This is a genomic window from Noviherbaspirillum agri (assembly GCF_054780595.1).
In genome coordinates this window covers 492,152-516,497 of sequence record NZ_BAAGWA010000001.1, presented here as the reverse complement: position 1 = coordinate 516,497, position 24,346 = coordinate 492,152, and the positions used below count along the sequence as shown (strand labels likewise).

The following is a 24,346-nucleotide window of genomic DNA, read 5'->3' as shown; positions in this document are numbered from 1 at the left end:
TGATAACAAAGCTTATATCAAATGAGCGGATATATCCAGTTGTTCAAGTTTGACTATTGCCAGTCCGGAACTGGCGAGGCAAATATCGGGCAAATACTGAATGCGCCCTGCCGGCATGCGCATTGCGCGCGGAATCGGCGAAACAACTGCCGATCCCGCTACCGTTGCCCTACGATTTAGAACTCGTCCCACTCATCACCGTTGGCTTCCACCTTCGGTTTTGCTGCGCGAGCCCGGGTGGCGATTACGGCCGAGGGCTGGGATTTTCCTCCTGCCCGCACTGGCGCAAGACTGGTGCGCGCAGGCGTAGAAGAGGATGCACGCCCCGGCTTGCTCGCGCCGGTGCTAGCCGCAACGGCGTTCCCGATCTTGAATACGCTAACGACCTGCAACAACTGGGCCGCCTGATTCTTCAGCGCCTCGGACGCAGCCGCGGCCTCCTCCACCAGTGAGGCGTTTTGCTGTGTCACTTGATCCATCTGCGTAACCGCCTGATTGATTTGCTCAATGCCGGAAGTCTGCTCCTGACTGGCCGAGGTGATCTCGCCCATGATGTCGGTGACGCGCTTGATGCTTTCGACAATCTGCTCCATTGTCTTGCCGGCGTCGTTGACCAGCGCCGTTCCTGCCCCCACCTTATCGACCGAATCATCGATCAGCGTCTTGATTTCCTTCGCTGCGGCGGCCGCGCGCTGGGCAAGCGTGCGCACTTCTCCCGCGACAACCGCGAAGCCGCGTCCTTGCTCGCCGGCGCGTGCTGCCTCCACTGCCGCATTCAGGGCAAGGATATTGGTCTGGAAAGCGATACCGTCGATGACAGTGATGATGTCGACGATCTTGTTTGCCGACGCGTTGATTGCCCCCATCGTGTCGACCACCTTGTTGACGGCTTCGCCGCCCTTGGCTGCAACGTCCGAGGCAGACGCCGCAAGTGTGTTTGCCTGCCGCGCATTTGCCGCATTTTGCTGCACGGTGGATGTCAGCTCTTCCATCGAGGAGGCCGTTTCCTCGAGCGAACTTGCCTGTTCCTCGGTGCGCGAGGACAAATCCAAGTTACCGGTCGCGATTTGTGATGAGGCGGAAGCAATGTTGTCGGTACCGGTCCGCACCTGCGTCACGATATTGACCAGGCTGTCACGCATGGCCTTCATCGCAGCCAGAAGGCTTGTCGTATCCCCGCGTTCAACGCGCACCTCGACGGTCAGATCGCCCGATGCGATCTTTCCTGCGACTTCCGCTGCATAGGACGGCTCTCCACCAAGTTGCCTGAGAATGCCGCGTGTGAGGATGACCGCGATGGCCGCACCAATGGCAACAACAAGGCCGAGAACCATGAAAATCCCGAGGCGTGCGCTTGCGTACAGCTCGTCTCCTTGCCGGCTTGCATTCGCGCCGCCCTCGATGTTGAGAACGACCAGTTTGCCCAGGTCGGCTGTCGCTTCATCGAACTGCTTCTTCGATTCACCCCGAATCAACATCTTCGCCTCGTCAGGCTTGTTGTCGCGCGACAGTGCGACCACCTTCTTGCTTTCGGCGAGATATTCATCCCAGCTCTTCACGAAGGCGTCGTGCAGCCTCCTGTCTTCGGGGCTGGAAATCAGCTTTTCATACGCAGATCTGCTCTTGTCGATCTGCGCAATGCCGTCGGCCAGCAGCTTTTCATAGCCAGCCATTTCTGCCTCCTCAGTTGAGAGGATATGCTGCAGCTCGTTACGTCGATAGCCTGAGATGCCGGCAGTAATTTCACCCGCCAAGCGTGTGCTTGGCAGCCAGTTCACCTCCATATCGGTAGAAGTCTGGTTGACCTGCGCCATCTTCGTTACGGAGAAGATACCGAGAAACGCTGTCAGTACGAGGATGACGGTAAAGGACAGTGTCAGCTTTGTGCCGACCTTCATATTGTTAAACCAGTTCATGAAAAGCTCTCAGAAAGAATGTGTTCAGACGGCGATGTGCCCAAGAAGGCCTATCTCGTCCGAGGAGAGGAGTTGTGCGATGTCGACGACAATCAGCATCCGGTCGTCGACCGGCGCGATGCCGATGATGTAGGCGGTATCGACCACCGTGCCCATGCCGGGCGCCGGTTTGATGTCATTTGCATCGAGCGTGACGACATCCGACACGCTGTCGACCACCATCCCGATCGTGCGTTGTGCGACGTTCAGTACGATGACGACCGTGAACCGGTCATAGGTCGCCTGACTGCACTTGAATTTGAGCCGCATGTCGATGATGGGAACGATGACGCCGCGCAGGTTGATGACTCCCTTGATGAAGTCCGGCGCTTTGGCAAGCGCTGTTACCGCGTCATACCCACGCAGTTCCTGCACCTTGCCAATCTCCAGTGCGTAGTCTTCATTTCCCAGCCGAAAGGCCAGAATTTCCATTGTGGGTACTGCGTGAATTTCTGACACGACAACAACTCTCTCATCAACGCCGCTATGCGGGTACGCGTCAAAGACTAAAGAAATGCCTCATGGAAAGAAATGGCGAAAGTATATTTTTGATGCCCAAGAGCAACAAAACTGTATTCGCTTGATCTGGATTAAGCAGAGTTCGCCCTTCAGGACGGACGACGATCACGCGAGAACCGAAATGAAAAACGTGCGTCCTCTCCTCCATATCGTCACGGCCTGCCCACGAGAAGCAAGCCGCACTCGGCACTGAAGTCGGAGCTTGGTAAAACGCTTACGACCTCTCCCCCGCCCGCTCCGGCGGCAAGGGGCAAAAATACCCGAGTCCGAGGAAGCCCAAACCCACCAGCAGGAAAACAGTCACTTTCGCCGTCAACGTCAACGCTGCCAAATCGACCAGCAGCATTTTCGCCACCAGCACGGCAAGGGCAATGCCGCCGCCCATCCACATCTCGCGCAAATGACGCCTTGACGCGATTACGACGACAGCCAGGCCGCCAGCGGCCCACATGATCGAGATCCACGGCTGCATCACGCGTTCGAACAGGAGAACCAACGCTCCCTCCTCCAGCCCGTAGCGGCTGCCGATGGCGCGCAGCAGCGTGCCGGTCAGCACGGCACCTGCCAGGCCCCATAGCAGGCGTGAAGGAATATGTTTGTCAGCTGGGCTCTTCCTGCTGACGATCACCAGCAAAGCAACACTGCCCCACTGCGACAGCTCGGTAAGCAATTCCGGCGGAGCGACGGCGATCCCGCATGCAGTCAGAAGCGAGGCGAACATGCCGGCCAGCTGCGACTGCCAGTCGAAGCGGGTGATGTAGGCAATCGTGCGCGCCACTGCGCTCCACACCGCCCATAACAGGATGCTTGCAGCAAGCGTGGTCTGGTCGCGCAAGGCCATCGCATCGAAGGCGCGAACGAGTTCGATGTTTGCCAGCATCGGCACCAGCAACGTCGCCAGGCCGAGCATTTCCTGGTTGAGCCGAGACGGCGCCGCGGGGTCGCGGTTGTACAAGCGCATCAGCACCGCGCTGCCGGCCAGCCAGCCGATAAGCAGCATTTCCCGCAGATTCCAGCCGGCCGTGCTTGTATCGCTGAACGGCGCGGTAAACAGCACCAGACCGACCGGCAGCAGCCACAATGCGCTCACGCGCAATTGCAACCAGCGCAATTGACGACCCGCCAGCGTTGCAACAGCCGCCCACGCGAGGAACCACGCCAGCATGCTGGTCGGCTCGTCGGCATCGTGGCGCAGTAGCGCGATGCCGAGGACGATCGGCGCAATGGCGGCATAGAACCAGCCTATCCTGCGCGACCTGTTCACAAAGCCCGCGCCGAGCGCAACCAGTGCCGCGACTGCCAGCGGCAAGGTGCCTGCTTTTCCGCTATCCCAGGCATCGTAGGCCGCAAGCACCGAGACGAACCAATAAAGCGCAGCGCCGATATCCGCGCGTTCGTCGTCGAAGGCATGTGCCGTCAGGACAAGGCTCAGCGCAGAGGCGGAAAGCGCCATCGCTCGGCTGGCCCCATCCATCCCGACACCGATTGCAATCAGGCTCAGGCCGCCGCCGATGCCGAGCAGCCAGCCCTTCCATTCCGGCCGTGCCGATCGCATCGCAAGCAACTGCGCGAGCGCGGTCGCGCCGAGCATGGCCGCACACCACTCCGACGACACGCTCGCCTTCGTGTACAGGAAGCCCGCCATGACAAGCGAGGCGCCGGCAAGCACCGATACGATGGATGCCTTCTGCACGCCAGCCAGATGCTCCTGGCGGCGCGTCCACAGGACGGCAGCGGCGTTATAAGTGAACGCCATGCCGAGAGCAGCGAGGATGGTATAGAGGCGATTCCCGTCAGGAAGATCGAGCGCAACACCGAGCAGCAGCGAGGTACCGGCGAGGGCTACGCTGGCAAGAGAAGGTGCATGCAGGCGTATGCCGACGCCTGCGCTCAGCAGGCTGACCCAAGCCCCATACAGCGTCAGCGCGGCAAAGTTGCCCTCGTTGCTTGCGGCGACGACAGGCGTGAGCAAGGCGCCGGCCAGACCGATGAACGCGAACAGCACGCGCTCGGTGCGCAGCGACCAGGCAAATGCGAGTGTCGACAAACCGGCGAGCAGGACAAATGCTTCTGCCCTATCGATGAGCCGGTATCCCTGATATGCCCAAAGTGCGCACAGGTACTCGAGCGCCAGCGCGCCACCCTGCAGGTTCAAGCCGAGAAAGGTGCGGGAAGGCGCCTGCCGCAATCCCATGATGAACATCACAATGCCGGCCACCGCAACGGACAGCACGCGCACGACCGGCGGCAGGATGTTGTTCGCAGCGAGCAGCGCAAACAGGAAGCCGGCGCCGATCAACATCATCAGGACGCCGGCAGTCGCAAATGGATTCTTTTTGATCAGTTCGAACACCGACGCGGTAGCCTGCTCCCAGGTGCTGAGAGCGGCGTTTGCCTCCTGCTCGACGTCCGCATCCATGGGGTTGGCACGCGGGCGCAGTGTCTCGCTCATGTGTTCCGTTGCTGCCTGCGCGCGCATCGTCCGTTCGGCGTCTAATGCCGGACCGGGCGCTGCGATCCTGCTTTCCTGCGCCTCGGCAGCCACTTCCTGCATCACAGGTGGAGTAGCCGCGTGCGCCTCTTTGGACGATTCCTTGCGGGCTTCCTTCCCCGCTTCGGCAACCACGACCTTTTGCTCCCGCCAGTCCAGCCTTTCTTCCAGCCGGTCTATCCGCTTCTGCAAGCGATTGATTTTGCCGAGGAGCACGAAGTAAACGATCGCAGCGATGAGAAGGAAAAGAAGGAGCATGGTAGCGACGTAGTGCCTGCCTGATAGAAATGATTAACAGAATGCCACATTACCCACTGGAAAAATCAACCTATACAACGTCAGCCTGCTTGCAAGCAACGCTTGCACCAACTAAGCAGTTGCTCTCGCAACCCTGTATGCCGCTTCCGCGCCGATGCTGCACCAGCCGCCCAACCAGGACGCCGGCTGCAAGCGTTGCCAGCAGGTGCTTGAGCGTATGGCCGCTGACGAACCCGAGCGCAGCAAGCAACTCGTGATCATGCAGTTCGGCGAATTTGGCGAGTACATAAAGCAGGAGCGCGACACCGAAAGCGATGCGGTCCCTGCGCGGCGAACTCGCGGCCAGCTGCCAGAGCGGAATCAATATGATCGGCAGGAATTGCAGCAGCAGATAGGGGCGCAAGTCGTCCGTCACGGCCCACCAGCCAACGCTTGCAATGGCGACAAAGCCAAGCCACACGGCGTCGGCCTCCGCATTCCTCCCGCGCTTGGTCTCGGCGCGCACGGCGGCAAGCAGACCGGCGCACACCAAGGCAATCGGCAGCCGATCCCATACCAGCCGCCAGTTATCCGGAGCAAGGTGATAAAACCCGGAGCCAACAGCCGTGAGCATCAGCCCGACGAGAAACAGACGATATCCAGGCCATCCCTCGGCTATTGCGGCGTGGCGTGCATACGGACGCAGGCGCATGAAACCCCATAGCGCCACGAGGCCGAAACCGATATTGGAGATAACGTCCGCAGCATGGGGTATCCCCAGCAGCAGGGACTGATCCGCGAATTCATGGTATTGCGGTGGCTGTGCAATCGGGCCGTGCAGCAGCAATCCTGCACAGGCAGCCAGTGTCAGCAGCAGGGGAAGTATGGCGAGCAAGCGGTTCATGGCGATCCTCCTTTGTCAGACGCTCTTGTTGATATGAGAGCCTCCAGAGTGCCAAAGCGCCGTCCAATGCCAAGCGATCGCCGCCGATGTAGCACAGGGCGGTCTGCGAGGGAGCAGATCGCGATACTTTCTCCGTTGCGCGGCCAGCCCCGCCGCCGGCGCCATCTTTAAAAAGCGAATATGATCACCACCTCGAACATACGCCGGCATCCCGGCCCGTCTCCATCAACGCTTTTCCAGCCATGTCCGACCTGAAGAACGATCACGACCCTGCCCCGATCCCGCCGGTCCCGCCCGGCGATAACGAGTGCTGCAACAGCGGCTGCGATCCCTGCGTGCTGGATCTGTATGCGGAGGAACTCGCGCGCTACCGCGCGGCACGGCAGGCGTGGGAAGAGCGCCAGGCTGCGAAGGACAAAGGACCGCACACTACGTCTTCTTGATCGACTCGGCTTTAAGGTTACTGGCCAATGCGATCAGGTCCCGTAATCAGCAAGTAGCCGGCAAAAAAAAAACGAGGCCCCGGACCATGTCCGGGGCCTCGTTCATTACTACGTCGTTACTGCTTCAGTCTTTACGACTCTTGCGACGTCGATCAGACCTTGACGGTGTCCGCTACTTCACGGAACTCTTCGATCTGGTCAAAGTTCATGTAACGGTAGATGTCGGACGCGTTCTTGTCGATCACGCCGATATTTGCCATGTACTCTTCCTTCGTCGGGATCTTGCCGAGCATTGCACAGACAGCCGCGAGTTCAGCCGAGCCGAGGTAGACGCGGGTATCCAGGCCGAGACGGTTCGGGAAGTTACGGGTCGAGGTCGACATTGCGGTCGCACCCTTCCGGATCTGTGCCTGGTTACCCATGCACAGCGAGCAGCCCGGCATTTCCATACGAGCACCGCTGCGGCCGAGGTTGCCGTAGTGGCCTTCCGCCGTCAGGACTTGCTGGTCCATCTTGGTCGGCGGCGCGATCCACAGGCGGACCGGGATGTCCGACTTACCTTCGAGCAGCTTGGAAGCAGCGCGGAAGTGGCCGATGTTGGTCATGCAGGAACCGACGAACACTTCGTCGATCTTGTCGCCAGCGACTTCGGACAGCATCTTCACATCGTCCGGGTCGTTCGGGCATGCAACGATCGGCTCGTGGATGTCGGCCAGGTCGATTTCGATGACGGCTGCGTACTCGGCGTCGGCATCGGCCTTCATCAGTTCCGGGTTGGCGATCCATGCTTCCATCGCCTTGATGCGGCGCTCGAGCGTGCGCTTGTCTTCGTAGCCGTTGGCGATCATCCACTTCATCAGCGTGATGTTTGAGGTCATGTACTCGATGATCGGCGCCTTGTCGAGGTGCACCGTGCAGCCTGCGGCGGAACGCTCTGCGGACGCGTCGGACAGTTCGAATGCCTGCTCGACCTTCAGATCCGGTAAGCCTTCGATTTCGAGGATGCGGCCGGAGAAGATGTTCTTCTTGCCCTGCTTCTCGACGGTCAGCATGCCTTGACGAATCGCATACAGCGGGATCGCGTTGACCAGGTCACGCAGCGTGACGCCCGGCTGCATTTTGCCCTTGAAGCGGACCAGCACCGATTCCGGCATGTCGAGCGGCATGACGCCGGTTGCAGCAGCAAACGCCACCAGACCGGAACCTGCCGGGAAGGAGATGCCGATCGGGAAACGGGTGTGCGAGTCGCCACCGGTACCAACGGTGTCCGGCAGCAGCAGGCGGTTCAGCCAGGAGTGGATCACGCCGTCGCCCGGACGCAGCGCAACGCCGCCACGGGTGGAGATGAACTTCGGCAGCGACTGGTGCATGCGCACGTCGACCAGCTTCGGATAGGCTGCAGTGTGGCAGAAGGACTGCATCACGAGGTCAGCGGAGAAGCCGAGGCAAGCCAGGTCTTTCAGCTCGTCGCGGGTCATCGGGCCGGTGGTATCCTGGGAGCCGACGGTGGTCATCTTCGGTTCGCAGTAGGTGCCCGGACGGATGCCCTGGCCAGCCGGCAGGCCGCATGCCTTGCCGACCATCTTCTGCGCGAGCGAGAAGCCCTTGCCGGAATCCGACGGATTCTGCGGCAGGCGGAACAGCGTGGATGGCGCCAGGCCGAGCGCTTCGCGTGCCTTGGCGGTGAGGCCACGGCCGATGATCAGCGGAATACGGCCGCCAGCGCGCACTTCGTCGAAGATCACGTCGGACTTGACCTTGAACTCGGCGATGACTGCGCCGTTCTTCAGTGCCTTGCCTTCATACGGACGCAGTTCGATGACGTCGCCCATGTCCATTTTGGACACGTCGAGTTCGATCGGCAGTGCGCCGGCGTCTTCCATCGTGTTGTAGAAAATCGGAGCGATCTTGCTGCCGAGGCAGACGCCGCCGAAGCGCTTGTTCGGGATAAACGGGATGTCTTCGCCGGTGAACCAGAGAACGGAGTTGGTTGCGGACTTGCGGGAAGAACCGGTGCCGACCACGTCGCCGACGTAGGCGACCAGGTTGCCCTTGGCTTTCAGCGCTTCGATCTGCTTGATCGGGCCGACCTTGCCCGGCTCGTCGGGGTTGATTCCCGGACGTGCGTTCTTCAGCATCGCCAGCGCGTGCATCGGGATGTCAGGACGGGTGGTCGCATCCGGAGCGGGCGACAGGTCGTCGGTGTTGGTTTCGCCGGAGACTTTGAACACGGTCAGCGTCATGCTTGCCGGGACTTCCGGACGGGAAGTGAACCACTCGGCATCAGCCCACGATTGCAGCACGGCCTTGGCGTTGGCATTGCCCTTGTCGGCCAGTTCCTTGACGTCGTGGAAGTAATCGAACATCAACAGGGTCTTCTTCAGGCCTTCTGCAGCAACGGTGCCCACAGCGGCGTCGCCCAGCAGGTCGATCATCGGCTTGATGTTGAAACCGCCCAGCATGGTACCCAGCAGCTTGGTCGCGGTCTCGCGGGAGATCAGTGCGCAGGTCTCTTCACCCTTGGCGACCTTCTCCAGGAAGGCAGCCTTGACCTTGGCAGCGTCGTCCACGCCGGCCGGAACACGGTTGGTGATCAGGTCAACAAGGAACTGCTCCTCGCCCTTCGGCGGGTTCTTCAGCAGGCCGATCAGCTCTTCAGTCTGCTTGGCGGACAGCGGCAGCGGAGGAATACCGAGCGCGGCGCGTTCGGCGACGTGTTGGCGATATGCTTGTAGCATGGGTCGTTCTCACATGTTGGTGGGTTTAAGATTCGGTGCGCACTCGCATGAGCTGGCCGGTACTCCACAGCCAATGCGGTAATCGGCAGGCGATTATACCATTGCATGGCATCAAGTCTTCTATATGATATAAGACCAACATTGCATGGAGCTTACGAATTTTTCTTCTGTGCGCACCCTTCCCGGCATGCCCCTTCCGGCTCGATGCGATGCTCCAGAACGCCATCATCGGCCAGCAGCAAGCAACCTCTCCCAAAATTCAGCGATTTGGAGCTATTTCCGTCTGAACCTGCCAAGTGCGCAGATAGGCAATGACTGCATTGGCCGCCTGTTCCCGGATCGCCGTCGAAATCCTGTTTTCGCGGTAATAACCGTGCTTCATGCAGGCGAACGACATTTCGACGACAAGGGTGGCAACGTCCGGATCCTCCGGAAGCAGGAGTGGCAGCTCCTGTTGCCTCAGAAAGAGCCGGATGGCGTGTGCAATGTGGCCGATTGCCGCCTCCTGCGCGAGGTAGGACGCGCGGCTGAACGGGCCGCCCAGAATCAGGATGCCGGCGACAGGATTTGCATCGTAATAACCCGACACCGCGTCAATCAGCTGCCGGACCAGTTCCTCCCAGTCCCTTGATGTTGTTTCTATGAAAGCTTCCGCAATCACCCGTTCCACCCGGGACAGATGGATCTGTGCCAGGTGTGCAAAAAGCACGTATTTGTTCGGATAGAACTGGTACAGGCTGGCGCGCGGCACGCCGGATTCCTTGGCAATTTCCGGGATCGAGGCCTCTTCCGGCCCGACGCGGATCAGCAGGCGCTCGGCCGCTTCCAGTGCGAGAGCAACCCGTTGCCGGGAGCGCTCCTGCAGCGGCGGGCGGGCTGCGGAGCCCAGTTTTATTTCATCGGTTGTGAGAAATCCGATTGCAAGCGAAGCTGACATAAGTTATGTTTTTTGCAAAACCTGACAAATGTTGGATTTTAATCGGCAATGTCGGTTTAACAAAAGACAAGAGCACTGAACAAAATGCCGTTGGCGAGGTGCGCGAGGCAGCCAGTAAGCCTAGGGCTGAAGATCGCAGGCGGCGTTTTGGCAGGTGCTCAAAAAAACGAGGAGACAACAATGAAGGCAAACCAGCGTGTCTGCGTCATCGGCGCAGGCCCGAGCGGCATTACGGCCGCAAAGAACTGCGTGGCGGCCGGGCTCGACGTCGTCGTCTTTGAAAAGAACGACAAGGTCGGCGGCAACTGGGTGTTCAACTCGAAGACGGGCCACTCCAGCGTCTACGAAAACACCCACATCATCAGCTCCAAGGTCTGGTCGGAATACGAAGATTTTCCGATGCCGGACGATTACCCCGATTATCCGAATCACCGCCAGCTGCAGGCCTACTTCGAGTCCTACGCGAAGCATTTCGGCGTGATGGAGCAAATCCGCTTCAACCACACGATCCGGCATGTGACGCGGCTGTCTTCCGGCGACTGGAAGGTCGAATATCTCGATGCCGGCGGCCAAGAATGCGAGGAAACCTTCCCCATCCTGATGGTCGCCAACGGCCACCACTGGGATCCGAAATATCCGGAGTTCAAGGGCAAGTTCAGCGGAAAACTGATGCACTCGCACGACTTCAAGGGTGTGAATGAAGAATGGCGCGGCAAGAACGTGCTGGTGATCGGCGCCGGGAACTCCGCCTGCGACGTTGCGGTGGAAGCGGCGCGGATTGCCGGCAAGGTGTGCATGTCGATGCGCCGCCCGCAGTGGTTTGTGCCCAAGTTCATCTTCGGCCAGCCATCGGACGTGTTTGCCGCCAAGAGCGCATGGCTGCCGAAAAAAGTCCGGCAGGTGGCGATGGGCAAGCTGCTCCGTCTGCTGCAGGGCCCTTACAGTCAGTACGGCTTGCCGACGAATGTGCATCCGCCGCTCAGCCACCACCCCACCCTCAATTCCGACCTGCTGGATTTCATTCGCCACGGTCGCATCCATCCGCGCCCCGGTATCCGCCGGCTCGATGGGGAGATCGTGGAGTTCACCGACGGCACGCGCGAAGCCTTCGACATCATCTGCGCCTGCACCGGTTTCTGGACCACTTTCCCCTTCTTCGACAAGAGCTTCATCGACTTCAAGCATGCGGAAAAGGTGCCGCTGTACCGGAAGATGATGCATGCCGAATATCGCAACCTGTATTTCATCGGCCTGTTCCAGCCGATCGGCTGCATCTGGCCGCTGGCCGACTACCAGGCGCTGCTGGCGTGCATGGAAATCCTCGGAAAGTACCAGCGTCCCGCCGGCATGAAGGCCGCCATCCAGCATGAGATCGAGCATCCGCACTTCGAGTTTGAAGGCGGGCAGCGGCATGCGGTAGAAGTCGATTACCACCTCTTCCGCAAGGAGCTCGGAAGCGACCTGCGCGAAGCCGGCATCGATATCGGCAAGCCACCGGCCGGCATCAAGTCGCGCTACAAGAAAGCGCCGCCGATTCATCTGCGAAAGCAGGTACAGGCGGCCTGAACATGGATGCGACCATCCTGTTCGTGCATGGCATGTGGAGCCAGCCGTGGGTTTGGGACAACTGGATGAGAAGGTTCGAGTCCCGCGGCTACCGATGCATTGCACTCATGCTGCCCGGCCACCGGCCAGGCGACCCGGATGCGGCGCTGGAGCGGCTCGGCATCGAGGAGTATGTGTCGGCAGTGGAGCAGCAGGCGCGACAGTATCCCGCGCCTGTGCTGGTCGGCCATTCGCTCGGCGGGCTGATCGTGCAGCAGGTTGCCACGCGTATGCGGCTGTCGGCCGCGGTGCTGGTGAACACCGCGGTGCCCGCCCCGCTCTTTCCGCTGCGCCCGGCCATGCTGCCCGGGCTGGCGCGGCATTTCATGCGATGGGGATTATGGCGATCCTCCTTCCGGCTGTCGGCATGGGAGGCGAACCACCTGCTGTTCAACGCATTGCCGAAGCATGAGCGCCGCGCATGCCATCGGCGGCTGATTGCCGAATCTGGCCGCGTCGCTTACCAGGTCGGCTTTGGCCCGCTCAACCTTGCCGGATCGAACCGTGTCGATCGTGCCAGCATCCTCTGTCCAATGCTGGCCTTGTCCGGCGGAAAGGACCACATCATCCCGGTCGGGGCAAGCCGCCGCATGGCAGCCTGGTACGGTGCCCGGCTCGATTACCGGGAATACGCGCAGCATGCGCACTGGATGCTGGGCGAACCGGGCTGGGCGCAGCGCGCGGATGAAGTGATGGACTGGCTGGCGCTGTGTCGCGCACGGGGCATTGCCGAAGCAAGAATGCGCACACTCAACAGAAAAGCAGGATAACGGCGGTATCGATAGCCTGACAATCAACCCGCCTGTCATGCGGCTGGCCAAAGGAGGAAGGGCAATGAACAGAAAAACGATTTTCATCACCGGCGCAGCATCCGGCATCGGGCGCGCCACCGCGCTGCTGTTTGCACGCCGTGGCTGGCATGTCGGCATTACCGATCTGAACGAGGATGGCCTGGGATTGCTGGCCCGGGAAATCGGCGCCGGGAATTGTTTCGTTCGACGATTGGATGTCACCGATGCGGAAGGCTACGGCGCCGTTATCGACGACTTTGCGCGCAGCACACACGGCCGCATCGATGTCTTGTTCAACAATGCCGGCATCCTGTACATGGGGCCGTGTACCGAGATCGACCTGCAGCAGCAGTTCCGGCTGGTCGACATCAATATCAAAGGCGTTCTCACCGGCATCCACGTCGCGCTTCCCCACCTCAAGCACACGCCCGGCGCACGCATCCTCACCATGTGCTCTGCCTCCGCCTTTTACGGTACACCGGAGCTTGCCGTCTATTCCGCGACCAAGCATGCGGTGCGCGCGATCACGGAAGCGCTGAGCCTCGAGCTCGAGCGCGACGGCATCGTCGTCAGCGACATCTTTGCGCCGTACGTGAATACGCCGATGGTGACCGGCGCCGCGCGGCAGGCGCACAGCATTTCCGTGATCGGCGTGAATGTAAAAGCAGAGGATGTGGCGGAGACGGCGTGGCGGGCGGCGCATGGCAAGCGGGTTCACTGGCGCGTCCATTACCTCACGCATGCGCAGGCGGCATTCTTCTGGGCCTTCCCTTTCCTGAAACGTCCGCTGATGAAATACCTGTGCCTGCCGCGCAAACCGCAGCAGGCGGACTTGCGCGCTGAGAGCTGACGAGGCAGGTTGTGAAAAGCATTGCGCATTGTGCGGTCCGGATGCTGAGTTCTCCGGCTGCCGCGACAACGCCCGGTCAGCAGGCGAAAACATCGAGGTTAGTTGTTGCTTCGCTGCAAGCAGGTTTAATAAAATCAAATACTGTGTTTTTGTACAGTATAGACTTACTTCATGCCTGCCGATCTGCCTCCTCCCGCGCTTCCTGCTTACGCCGAGCTCCAGTGCGTCAGCAATTTCACCTTCCTGCGCGGCGCCTCCCATGCGGAGGAACTGGCGATGCGCGCCGCCAGGCTCGGCTATTCGGCGCTGGCCATTACCGATGAATGCTCGCTGGCGGGCGTCGTGCGCGCGCATGTGGAAGCGAAGCAGCTCGGGCTACACCTCATCATCGGCAGCCAGTTCGAACTGGTCGACGGCAATGGCAGCCCGGCCTTTTCCCTGATCCTGCTGGCGAAAAATCGCGAAGGCTACGGCAACCTGTCGGAACTGATCACGCTCGCGCGCACCCGCGCGGACAAGGGTTTCTACCGTCTTACGCCGGAGGACTTTACCGAACCGGAATCCGGTTATACCCACCTGCACAGCATGCCGGACTGCCTGGCGATCCTGACGCCGCGGCATGGCATTGCCGCCGATGAACTCGCCACACAGGCTGCGTGGATGCGCAGCAGCTTCCCCGGTCGCGCATGGATCGCGATGACGCTGCTGCACCGGGCCGGCGACGAACAGCATCGCGCGGTGGTCGAACAGGCGGCGCAGGCATCCGGACTGCCCGTTGTGGCAACCGGCGATGTCTGCATGCATGTGCGCTCGCGCAAGCCGATGCAGGACACGCTGACTGCCATCCGGTTGCGCAAGCCGATTGCGGAATGCGGTTACGACCTCGCGCCGAATGCGGAACAGCACCTGCGCTCGCGACTGCGGCTCGGCAACATCTATTCAGCAGAGGCACTGTCGGAAACAGTACGCATCGCGCAGCTGTGCACGTTTTCCCTCGATGAATTGCGCTACGAATATCCGGACGAGCTGGTGCCGCCGGGCGAGACGCCCGCCAGTTACCTGCGCAAGGAAACCTATATCGGAGCGCAATGGCGCTACCCGGCCGGCATTCCGGCCAAGGTGCAGGAACAGGTCGAGCATGAATTGGCGCTGATCACCGAGATGTCCTACGAGCCGTACTTCCTGACGGTGTACGACATCGTGCGCTTTGCGCGCAGCCAGCACATCCTTTGCCAGGGACGCGGCTCGGCCGCCAACTCGGCGGTGTGTTACTGCCTCGGCATTACCGAGGTGGATCCGTCGCGCAGCCATTCGCTGTTCGAGCGCTTCATCTCGAAGGAGCGCAACGAGCCGCCGGACATCGACGTCGACTTCGAGCACCAGCGTCGCGAGGAAGTGATCCAGTATGTGTACAACAAGTACGGCCGGCTGCGCGCCGCGCTGACCGCCGTCGTGATCAGCTACAAGCCGCGCAGCGTGCTGCGCGATGTCGGCAAGGCGCTCGGCGTGGACTTGGCCATCGTGGACAAGATTGCGAAGTCGCATCGCTGGTGGGACGGCAAGACGGGGCTGTCGGAACGCTTTACCGAATGCGGCATGGATCCAGGCTCGCCGATTGCGCAGCTATGGGCGGACATTGCGGAGAAGATGATGCGATTTCCGCGCCACCTGTCGCAGCATCCCGGCGGTTTCGTGATTGCGCGCGGCAAGCTGTCGCGGCTGGTGCCGATCGAAAATGCATCGATGAAAGACCGCAGCGTGGTGCAGTGGGACAAGGACGACCTCGACGCGCTCGGCCTGCTGAAGGTGGACATCCTCGCGCTCGGCATGCTGTCGATGATCCGGCGTGCGCTCGACATGATCACCGAGCAGCGCGGCGAGCCCTTCTCCCTGCAGGACATTCCGGCGGAAGACCGGGCGACCTACGCGATGATCAGCCGTGCCGATACGGTCGGCGTGTTCCAGATCGAAAGCCGCGCGCAGATGACGATGCTGCCGCGCCTCAAGCCCAAGAAGTTCTACGACCTCGTGATCCAGGTCGCGATCGTGCGCCCGGGGCCAATCCAGGGCGGCATGGTGCATCCTTACCTGCGTCGGCGACAAGGTTTGGAGCCGATTATTTATCCGAAGGAAGAGCTCAAGGCAGCGCTGGAGCGCACCTGCGGCGTGCCGCTGTTCCAGGAACAGGTGATGCAGATCGCGATGGTGGCGGCCGACTTCACCGCCGGCGAGGCGGACCAATTGCGGCGCTCGATGGCTGCGTGGCGGCGCAAGGGGGATCTCGGCCGCTTCCAGGAAAAACTGAAGAACGGCATGCGTAAAAAAGGCTACGAGGACGCGTTCATCGACGCCATCGTGCGCCAGATCGAAGGCTTTGCCGAATATGGTTTTCCCGAAAGCCACGCCGCCAGTTTCGCGTTGCTCGCGTATGCCAGTTCCTGGCTGAAATGCCATGAGCCGGAAGCCTTCCTCGCCGCACTGCTCAACAGCCAGCCGATGGGTTTTTATTCGCCATCGCAACTGGTGCAGGATGCGCGACGCCATCGCGTCGAAGTACGTCCGGTGGATATTCTCAGCAGCGCATGGGAAGCCGCACTGGAACCCGGAACCGGAAGCCGCCCGGCGGTGCGCCTCGGCTTCAACATGGTGCGCGGGCTGTCAGCCGATGCCGCGTACCGGATCGAGGAAGCGCGTGCCGTGCGCGTATTTTCCGATCTGTCGGATCTCGCATTGCGCGCGCAACTGACGCGCCACGACCTGCAGATGCTGGCCAATGCCAACGCGCTGGCCGCACTCGCAGGCAACCGGCGCGAGGCGTTGTGGCAGGCGATTGCCGGCCAGCCGGACAAGGGCTTGCTAAAGAAGGCGGTGATACAGGAAGACGCCGTGCAATTGGATGCGCCTTCCGAAGGCGAAGAGATCGTGGCCGATTACCATGCGCTCGGCCTGACGCTGGGCCGCCATCCGCTGGCGCTGCTGCGTAACTTGCTGCTGAAGAAGCGCTTCCTGCCGGCCGAGGTGCTCAATACTTTCGGCGACCGCGCGATTGCGCGCGCCTGCGGCATCGTCACCGTGCGCCAGCGCCCGTCCACCGCCAGTGGCACCATGTTCGTGACCATTGAAGACGAAACCGGGCTGGTCAATGTCATCGTGTGGCCGGCATTGGTCGACAAGTACAGGAAGGAATTGCTCGGCAGCCGCCTGCTTGGCGTGTTCGGCATCTGGCAATGCGAAAGCGGCGTGCGCCACCTGGTCGCGAAAAGGCTGGTGGACATGACGCCCTTGCTGGGAAGCCTCAATACGCACAGCCGGGATTTTGCTTGAATCAATGAAAAGCCCGCTTTGACAACGCCGGTTGACGTCATGACCGCGAATCGCTGTGAACCGCCGCGATCACACTTCCTATTTGGCGAGCTACTGAAAAATGGATAAATTACCGCAATGAAACCGACCCTCGACATCGCCATCCACCTGCTTCACTCGGCCTCCTCCGGCACGCTTGCCACGCATTCGCTGCAACTGCCCGGCTATCCGTTTGCGACTACCCTGCCCTTTGCGCCGGACGAGCATCACCGCCCACTGTTTCTGGTCAGCGGACTGGCCGAGCATACGAAGAACCTTGCCGCTGACGGCCGCGCAAGCTTCCTGGTCAACAGCCCGAACGGCAGCAACGTGCTGACCGGCGCCCGCATGACGCTCGTCGGCGATGCCGAGCGCATCGACGCAGCGCCGGAACTGGTCACGCGCTATCTGCGCTACCAGCCGGATGCGGAGCAGTACCTCAGCCTGGGCGATTTTGCTTTCTTCCGCCTGACACCAAAGCGCGTGCGCTACATTGCCGGCTTCGGCCAGATGGGCTGGATCGAAAGTGCCAACTGGACACAGGCGGCGGTACTGCCGCTCGCCGATGAGGCCACCTGCCTGCGCGAACTGACCGGCAGCCATGCCGTGGGCGTGCGCGTACTCGGACTCGACTGTTATGGCGCGGACATCGAGCATCACGGCAAGCGCGACCGCCTGCGACTGCCACAGCCCGTCGAATCGGCGGAAAAAATCGTCGGCAGCATGCAGCGATTGCTTGCGGCCCTGTAACAACGCCCGTCACTGCACCCGGAACGGGGCAACGCCAGCACGAAAAAATCCGAGAAATTCCGGCCGCACGCATAACTATCTTCCTTGCCCGAGTGTCTAACCCTTGTTGAAAAAAGCAAGGAGCAAGGACTTGGCCAGCATGCTGCATATCAGCGAAGAGTCGATTCGGCCGCTGGCGGATGCCAACCTCATCGGCATGTTTTTCTGGGATATGGAAGGCAACATCCTGGATGCCAATGACGCGTTCTGCCGGATTGCCGGTTATTCCCGGCACGCATTGCTGTCCGGCGAGATCAAGGCTACCGACCTGACCGCCCCGGAGTCGCGGCGGATGGATCTTCAAGCCCTCGACGAACTCAGGCGCACCGGCAGCGTCATGCCGCACGAGAAACAACTCCTCCGTGCGGATGACACACGCGTCACTGTCATGATCGGCGGCACATTTTTCACCGGTTCGCAGGAGCGCGGCGTTGCGTTCGTCGTCGACCTCAGCCAGCGCCGGCGCACGGAGCAACTGCCGCAAGACGAAGAGCGCTACCGCAAGGTGGCAGAGGCGGCAACCGATGCCATTCTCATCCTCGATGAACGCTGCCTCATCACCTATGCCAACCCCTCTTCCGAACGCACATTCGGCTATCGTCCGGAGGAACTCATCGGCCAGGACCTCGCGCTGCTGATGCCGGAATCGCTGCCTGAAAACAGCAGGCAAATGCTCCGGAACTGCATTGCCGACAAGAGTGCACAGGCCGGCTGGAACAGCCTTGAATTAACCGCGCGGAACAAGGATGGCAGTCCAATCCTGGTTGAGGTCTCGCTCGGCAAGTTCCAGCACTCCGGCGCCAACCTGTATGCCGCCATCATGCGCGACATTACCGAGCGCAAGAAATCCCAGCTGCTGTGCACCGGGCAGAACAAGCTTCTGGAAATGATTGCCTTGGGTGCACCGGTGGAAGAAGTGCTCGACAGGCTGATCCAGCTGATCGAGTCGCAATCGCCCGGCATGCTCGGCTCCGTCCTGCTGCTGGACGACGACGGCATCCATGTACGGCACGGCGCGGCACCCAACCTGCCATCCGGATTCATCACCGCCATCAATGGGCGGCCGATCGGCCCCACCGCCGGCTCCTGCGGCACTGCCATGTACACCGGCAAGGCGGTGATCGTGACCGACATCCTCACCGATCCGCTCTGGGCAAACTACCGCGACGTCGCACTACAACATGGACTGCGCGCCTGTTGGTCAACACCCATCCAGTCATCCACCGGCAAGATGCTCGGCTCTTTCGCGATGTATTACCTGGAGCCGCGCCATCCGCGCCCCGACGACTTGCGCCTGGCAGAACTTGCCTCTCATGTTGCCGGCATTGCCATCGAGCGCAAGGAAACCGAAGAGCGCATCCGCCACATGGCCCACCACGACGCGCTGACCGGCCTGCCCAACCGCGCGCTGCTGGAAGAAAACCTGAACCAGGTCATCGCACATGCGGCACGCCACAGGGAACTGGCCGCCGTGCTGTTCATCGATCTCGACAACTTCAAGCGCATCAACGATTCGCTCGGCCATCATGTCGGCGACCTGCTGCTGCAGGGCGTGACACGGCGGCTGCATGCCTGCCTGCGCCAGGATGACATTCTCGCCCGCCTGGGCGGCGATGAATTCGTGATTGTCCTTTCTTCATTGCACCATAGCGAGGAAGCGGCGCTGGTCGCCGGCAAGGCGCTGAAGGCGCTGGAAGCGCCCTTTGAAGCCGAGGGGCACGTGCTGCACGCAGGCGGCAGCATCGGCATCAGCCTCTACCCGGACGACGGGAGAAACGCTGCCGTGCTCATGCGCGCAGCGGACACTGCGATGTACCACGCCAAGGAGAATGGCCGCGGCAACTACCAATTCTTCACGCATGACCTGAATGTCGCTATCCAGCATCGCCTCGCGCTCGAGAACCAGCTGCGCCGCGCCGTGGCGCACGGAGACCTCAAGCTGCATTACCAGCCGCAGGTCGACCTGCAGAGCAGGCGCATCTTCTCCGCCGAAGCGCTGCTGCGCTGGCACCATGCGGACCGCGGCATGGTGCCGCCGGAGCAATTCATTTCCATCGCGGAGGAAAGCGGTCTCATTCTGCAGATCGGCGAATGGGTCCTGCGCGAAGCCTGCGCGCAACTCGCCCGCTGGCGCGAAAACGATCATGAAGACATGCACGTATCGGTCAACCTGTCCGCGCGCCAGATCTTCCAACCCGGTTTCGCGAAACTGGTCGAGCGAACGTTGCGCGAATTTAAGGTCCCGGCAAGGGCATTGGACCTGGAAATCACGGAAACCATCCTGATGCAGCCCAACGGAGAAAACATGGAGACGCTGATGCGCCTGAGCGAGATGGGAATCCGGCTGTCGGTCGACGACTTCGGCATTGGTTACTCCAGCCTGTCCTACCTGAAACGCTTCCCCATCCATGCGCTGAAGATCGACCGCTCTTTCGTCAGCGGCATCGGCCGCGACCAGAACGACATGGCCATCACCAGCGCCATCATGGGCATGGCGCAAGGCCTGCACCTGAGCGTCGTTGCCGAAGGTGTGGAAACCGCGGAACAGGCAGACTTCCTGAAATCCATCGGCTGCACATGCGCGCAAGGCTTCTATTTCGGTAAACCGGTTACGTCGGAAGACTTCTCAGAAATGCTGCATGGCTAAAGTGATGAGGCAGAAATTCGCTGAATGAAACCGTCCCAAACCGGCGAGATGGACGCAATCCATCGCTGCAAACGCTGCACATGGCAAGCCGACACACATCAAAACGACGAGCCGGGCTGCGAAAGGAAAACCACCTCCTCAGGCGTGGAATCCCGCCCGAGAATGCGATTGCGATGCGGGAAGCGCCCGAAGCGCGCAACCACCTCCCGGTGCCGACGTGCAAAGTCCAGAAAACCCTCGAAACCGGGCCTCTGCTGCGGTTCAAGTTCATCGACCAATGCCTGGAAATACGCCACCGCCTGCTCCTGGTCGGGGAGCGATTCCGAGTGCTCCAGCGGCAGGTAGAAAAACACCCGTTCAATCGGGCGCAGCTGTGCGTCGACATGCTGCTGCAAGCCCTCCTTGCACCAGCGCAGCGCGAGCGGATCGGATGCAAATGCACGCGGCGTGTCGCGGTACATGTTCCGTGAAAACTGGTCGGTCAACAGGATCAGTGCGAGACGGCCGGTTGGGGTGTTGTCCCATGCATCCAGCTCATGGTGGACGGCCCTATCCAGCCACGGCGCGAAGCGCTGCCGTATCAGCGCATCGGTATCCGGATGCTTGGTCCACCACAGGCGCGACTGCTCCCGCGCAATGACAACATCATCGGCACTTGTGCCAAACCAGAATTCGCGGATGGTATCGGGGTTTTCCATTCTTTCCTCTCTCGCTGATGCGGAAAGCATGCAGTCCGGGATCGATGCTGTCCAGACCCATCTCTGCATCGTTTGCGATAAAACGAATCGACATGAGACCCGCAAACGGCGTTTAATGAGAACTGTTTCATTCACGAGGAAACAACCCGGGATGTTGCTGAAGCTGCAAATTCCTGCCTCATGACAAGACTTTTCATTTTCGCTTGCCGTACTTCTTGACATCCGGCTTCCGTAAAAAGAATCTTCTCCTATCGCCTTTTTTCCGAGAGTCGAAAACGCAATGACCATCACGTGCAATGAAGATGATCAACAGGTCCGTACTGTCGTCGACCGCGTCGTCAACCAGTATGGCAACGATCCCACCTACATGCTGCAGATCCTGCGCGAGATCCAGGAGCAGACGACGTGGCTCTCGCCGGAAGTCATCGACAGCGTCCAGGCTGCGCTGAAAACGCCCCGCACCAAGGTCGAGGCCGTTGCCGGCTTCTACTCCTTCCTGTATACCGAGCCGTGCGGCAAATACCGGGTGCTATTCAGCGACAACATTACCGACCGCATGCTCGGCAACATGGAGTTGCTCGAACACATGTGCAACAAGCTCGGCATCGAGCGCGGCAAGACGTCAGCCGATGGACTGGTCAGCGTGGACACCACTTCCTGCACCGGCATGTGCGACCAGGGACCGGCGATGCTGGTCAACACACGCGCCATCACGCGTCTGACGACTGCGCGCATTGACCAGATCTGCGACCTGATCCGCAAGGAGGTGCCGGTCACGGACTGGCCGGCGGGCTTCTTCCAGGTGACGGACAACATCCAGCGCGCGGACATCCTGCTGAAAGACGGTTTCAAGCCGGGTGAGGCGATTGCCGCAGCGATCGAACGCGGCCCGGAAGGCATGCTGGAACAGATCAAGATCGCCAACCTGCGCGGCCGCGGCGGCGCGGGCTTCCACACCGGCCTCAAATGGGAGCTGTGTCGCAAAGCGCCCGGCGATGCGCGCTATGTCGTCTGCAATGCGGACGAAGGCGAGCCGGGCACCTTCAAGGACCGCGTGCTGCTGACGTCGTATGCGGACCAGGTGTTCGAAGGCATGACGATTTGCGCGAGCGTGATCGGTGCGAAGCGCGGCTTCCTCTACCTGCGCGGCGAATACCGCTACATGCTGGAACCGCTGACCACCGTGCTGCGCCGCCGCCGTGCGCAGGGTCTGCTGGGAAAGGACATCCTTGGAAGGCAGGGATTCGATTTCGACATCGAGATTCACCTCGGCGCGGGCGCCTACATTTGCGGCGAGGAATCGGCACTGATCGAATCGCTCGAAGGCAAGCGCGGCACACCGCGCAACCGCCCGCCCTTCCCCGTCACCAGCGGCTATCTGAACCAGCCGACGGTCGTGAACAACGTCGAGACGCTGCTCAAGACCTGCATGATCGCGCGCAAGGGCGGCGACTGGTACACGATGATTGGCACGCCGCAGTCCACCGGCACCAAGCTGCTGAGCATTTCCGGCGACTGCGCACGCCCGGGCATCTATGAATACCCGTTCGGCGTGACCGTGGCGCAGGTGCTTGCCGACTGTGGTGCGCATGACGTGCAGGCGGTGCAGATCAGCGGCGCTGCAGGCGTGTGCATCGCACTGGAAGAATTCGATCGCAAGATCGCTTTCGAGGACATCCCAACGGCTGGTTCGTTCATGGTGTTCAACCGCCACCGCGACATGTTCGAAGTGGCGCGCAACTTCACGCATTTCTTCGCGCATGAAAGCTGCGGCTTCTGCACGCCGTGCCGCGTCGGCACCTCGCTGCTGGTGAAGATGATGGACAAGCTCGACGCCGGCAAGGGATCGGTCGCCGACTTCGAGGAAATCAAGGACCTGAACAAGCACCTGTTGAAGCTCAGCCACTGCGGCCTCGGCCACTCGGCATGCAATCCGGTGCTGGAAACCGTCGCCAAGTTCCGACCCGCCTACGAGCGCCGGCTGGTGCAGAAGCATTTCGTGCCGTCCTTCGACCTCGATGGCTCGCTGGCGGAAGCGCGCCGCCTGACGCAGCGCGACGACGCGGCCGCCCATCTCACCCAGGACATCGGTGAAGCTCATGAGTGAACAGACATTTACCCTCGACGGCAAGACGATTCCGTTCAAGCCGGGACAGACCATCCTTCAGGCGGCGAACGACGCCGGCCATTACCTGCCGTACCTCTGCTATCACCCGGACCTGAAGCCGCACGGCTCCTGCAAGGTGTGCTCGGTGAAGATCGGCGAGCGCATCATCGCCTCCTGCACCACGCTGGCGCAGGACGGTATCGTGGTGGAAAGCGACACGGCGATGCTGCACGAAGAGCGGATGGCGCTGATCCAGATGCTGTTTGTCGAAGGCAACCATTTCTGCCCCTCCTGCGAAAAGAGCGGCAACTGCCAGCTGCAGGCGACAGCCTACGACATGAAAATGATGTCGCAGCACTATCCGCAATTTTTCCCGAACCGCGAAGTCGACGCGTCGCACCCCGACTTCCTGCTCGACACCAACCGCTGCATTCTGTGCTCGCTATGCGTGCGCGCGAGTCGCGACGTTGACGGCAAGAATGTATTCGGTCTCTCCGGGCGCGGCATCCACACGCGGCTGATCGTCAACTCCGCATCGGGCAAACTGGGCGACACCGACTTCTCGGCGGACGACAAGGCAGCGCATGTGTGCCCGGTCGGCGCGATCCTGCCCAAGCGCAAGGGCTTTGCGGTGCCGATCGGCGAACGTACCTATGACGAAAAGCCGATCAGCTGTTTCACCGCAATTGAACGAAAGGACAAGCAGTGACTGCTTCCGCAACAGACAAGGTGCAGAAAGTGCAGAAAGTGCAGAAAGTCCGTATTGCGACCACCTCGCTGGCCGGCTGCTTCGGCTGCCACATGTCGTTTCTTGACATCGACGAACGGCTGCTGCAACTGATCGACCTGGTCGAGTTCAATCGCTCGCCGCTGACCGACATCAAGCACTGCGGGCCGTGCGACATCGGCATCATCGAAGGCGGCGTCTGCAATGCAGAGAACGTGCATGTGCTCCGCGAATTCCGCGCCAACTGCAGAACGCTGGTTGCCATCGGCGCCTGCGCCATCAATGGCGGCCTGCCGGCGCAACGCAATTCCTTCCCGCTGGAGAGCTTGCTGTCCTCCGTGTACGTCGACCGGCGCAACCTTGCCAGGAACGGCATTCCGAACGATCCGGAACTGCCGCTATTGCTCGACAAGGTGTACCCGCTACATGAGATCGTGCACATCGACTATGCGATTCCCGGCTGCCCGCCGTCCGGCGACACCATCTGGAAGGTCCTGACCGACCTGCTGTCCGGCCGCGAGCCCAACCTGGATTACCCGCTGATCCGTTACGACTGAGGCGCCTTT

Annotated in this window: 17 protein-coding genes; 10 read left to right on the top strand and 7 right to left on the bottom strand. The window is 61.0% G+C overall.

The window, feature by feature from the left end:
- Positions 1–176 precede the first annotated feature (176 nt).
- From ACYVIA_RS02200 to ACYVIA_RS02185, 4 genes are all read right to left on the bottom strand, one after another.
- Entirely contained in the window at positions 177–1,916 is a 1,740-nt protein-coding gene (locus tag ACYVIA_RS02200) for a methyl-accepting chemotaxis protein (protein ID WP_460837454.1), read from the bottom strand.
- 24 nt (positions 1,917–1,940) lie between these two features.
- Positions 1,941–2,387, bottom strand: a complete 447-nt coding sequence (locus ACYVIA_RS02195; protein ID WP_460837452.1) for a chemotaxis protein CheW — start codon at positions 2,385–2,387, stop codon at positions 1,941–1,943.
- Positions 2,388–2,688: 301 nt separating this feature from the next.
- A complete protein-coding gene (locus ACYVIA_RS02190) occupies positions 2,689–5,223 on the bottom strand; it encodes a DUF2339 domain-containing protein (protein WP_460837450.1) in 2,535 nt (844 codons plus the stop codon).
- A 70-nt stretch (positions 5,224–5,293) separates the two neighbouring features.
- Positions 5,294–6,106, bottom strand: coding sequence for a hypothetical protein (locus tag ACYVIA_RS02185; protein ID WP_460837447.1), 813 nt, complete (start codon positions 6,104–6,106; stop codon positions 5,294–5,296).
- 242 nt (positions 6,107–6,348) lie between these two features.
- On the opposite strand from ACYVIA_RS02185, the gene ACYVIA_RS02180 reads away from it, so the two are divergent.
- Positions 6,349–6,549 (top strand): oxidoreductase-like domain-containing protein, encoded by a 201-nt coding sequence (locus tag ACYVIA_RS02180; protein WP_460837445.1) that lies wholly within the window; start codon positions 6,349–6,351, stop codon positions 6,547–6,549.
- A gap of 152 nt (positions 6,550–6,701) precedes the next feature.
- Here ACYVIA_RS02180 and acnB read toward each other — a convergent pair whose 3' ends face one another.
- Positions 6,702–9,287, bottom strand: a complete 2,586-nt coding sequence (gene acnB, locus ACYVIA_RS02175) for a bifunctional aconitate hydratase 2/2-methylisocitrate dehydratase (RefSeq protein WP_460837443.1) — start codon at positions 9,285–9,287, stop codon at positions 6,702–6,704.
- Between the two features lie 259 nt (positions 9,288–9,546).
- Positions 9,547–10,224 carry a TetR/AcrR family transcriptional regulator gene (locus ACYVIA_RS02170; protein ID WP_460837441.1) on the bottom strand — a complete coding sequence of 226 codons (678 nt, stop codon included), beginning with the start codon at positions 10,222–10,224 and terminating at the stop codon, positions 9,547–9,549.
- Positions 10,225–10,404: 180 nt separating this feature from the next.
- Between ACYVIA_RS02170 and ACYVIA_RS02165 the strand changes: the two genes are divergently transcribed.
- The 6 genes from ACYVIA_RS02165 (at position 10,405) to ACYVIA_RS02140 (ending at position 20,248) form a co-directional block, all read left to right on the top strand.
- Positions 10,405–11,790 (top strand): flavin-containing monooxygenase, encoded by a 1,386-nt coding sequence (locus tag ACYVIA_RS02165; protein WP_460837440.1) that lies wholly within the window; start codon positions 10,405–10,407, stop codon positions 11,788–11,790.
- A 2-nt stretch (positions 11,791–11,792) separates the two neighbouring features.
- Positions 11,793–12,599: an alpha/beta hydrolase gene (locus tag ACYVIA_RS02160; RefSeq protein WP_460837438.1), complete on the top strand. Its 807-nt coding sequence runs from the start codon at positions 11,793–11,795 to the stop codon at positions 12,597–12,599.
- A 64-nt stretch (positions 12,600–12,663) separates the two neighbouring features.
- Positions 12,664–13,470 (top strand): SDR family oxidoreductase, encoded by an 807-nt coding sequence (locus tag ACYVIA_RS02155; protein WP_460837436.1) that lies wholly within the window; start codon positions 12,664–12,666, stop codon positions 13,468–13,470.
- 171 nt (positions 13,471–13,641) lie between these two features.
- Positions 13,642–16,794: an error-prone DNA polymerase gene (locus ACYVIA_RS02150; protein ID WP_460837435.1), complete on the top strand. Its 3,153-nt coding sequence runs from the start codon at positions 13,642–13,644 to the stop codon at positions 16,792–16,794.
- Between the two features lie 117 nt (positions 16,795–16,911).
- Entirely contained in the window at positions 16,912–17,562 is a 651-nt protein-coding gene (locus tag ACYVIA_RS02145; RefSeq protein WP_460837433.1) for a HugZ family pyridoxamine 5'-phosphate oxidase, read from the top strand.
- 139 nt (positions 17,563–17,701) lie between these two features.
- On the top strand, positions 17,702–20,248 hold the full coding sequence (locus ACYVIA_RS02140) for a sensor domain-containing protein (protein ID WP_460837629.1): 2,547 nt from the start codon (positions 17,702–17,704) through the stop codon (positions 20,246–20,248).
- A gap of 98 nt (positions 20,249–20,346) precedes the next feature.
- Here ACYVIA_RS02140 and ACYVIA_RS02135 read toward each other — a convergent pair whose 3' ends face one another.
- The gene (locus ACYVIA_RS02135; protein WP_460837431.1) at positions 20,347–20,946 is read right to left on the bottom strand and encodes a DUF924 family protein; all 600 of its coding nucleotides are present in this window, start codon (positions 20,944–20,946) and stop codon (positions 20,347–20,349) included.
- 280 nt (positions 20,947–21,226) lie between these two features.
- On the opposite strand from ACYVIA_RS02135, the gene ACYVIA_RS02130 reads away from it, so the two are divergent.
- The 3 genes from ACYVIA_RS02130 to ACYVIA_RS02120 are packed head-to-tail and all read left to right on the top strand — an operon-like array spanning position 21,227 to position 24,337.
- Positions 21,227–23,053, top strand: coding sequence for an NAD(P)H-dependent oxidoreductase subunit E (locus ACYVIA_RS02130; RefSeq protein ID WP_460837429.1), 1,827 nt, complete (start codon positions 21,227–21,229; stop codon positions 23,051–23,053).
- Positions 23,046–23,762, top strand: a complete 717-nt coding sequence (locus ACYVIA_RS02125; RefSeq protein ID WP_460837426.1) for a 2Fe-2S iron-sulfur cluster-binding protein — start codon at positions 23,046–23,048, stop codon at positions 23,760–23,762. The genes ACYVIA_RS02130 and ACYVIA_RS02125 overlap by 8 nt, the downstream gene beginning before the upstream one ends.
- Positions 23,759–24,337: an NADH-quinone oxidoreductase subunit B family protein gene (locus ACYVIA_RS02120; protein WP_460837424.1), complete on the top strand. Its 579-nt coding sequence runs from the start codon at positions 23,759–23,761 to the stop codon at positions 24,335–24,337. The genes ACYVIA_RS02125 and ACYVIA_RS02120 overlap by 4 nt, the downstream gene beginning before the upstream one ends.
- Positions 24,338–24,346: the final 9 nt, after the last annotated feature.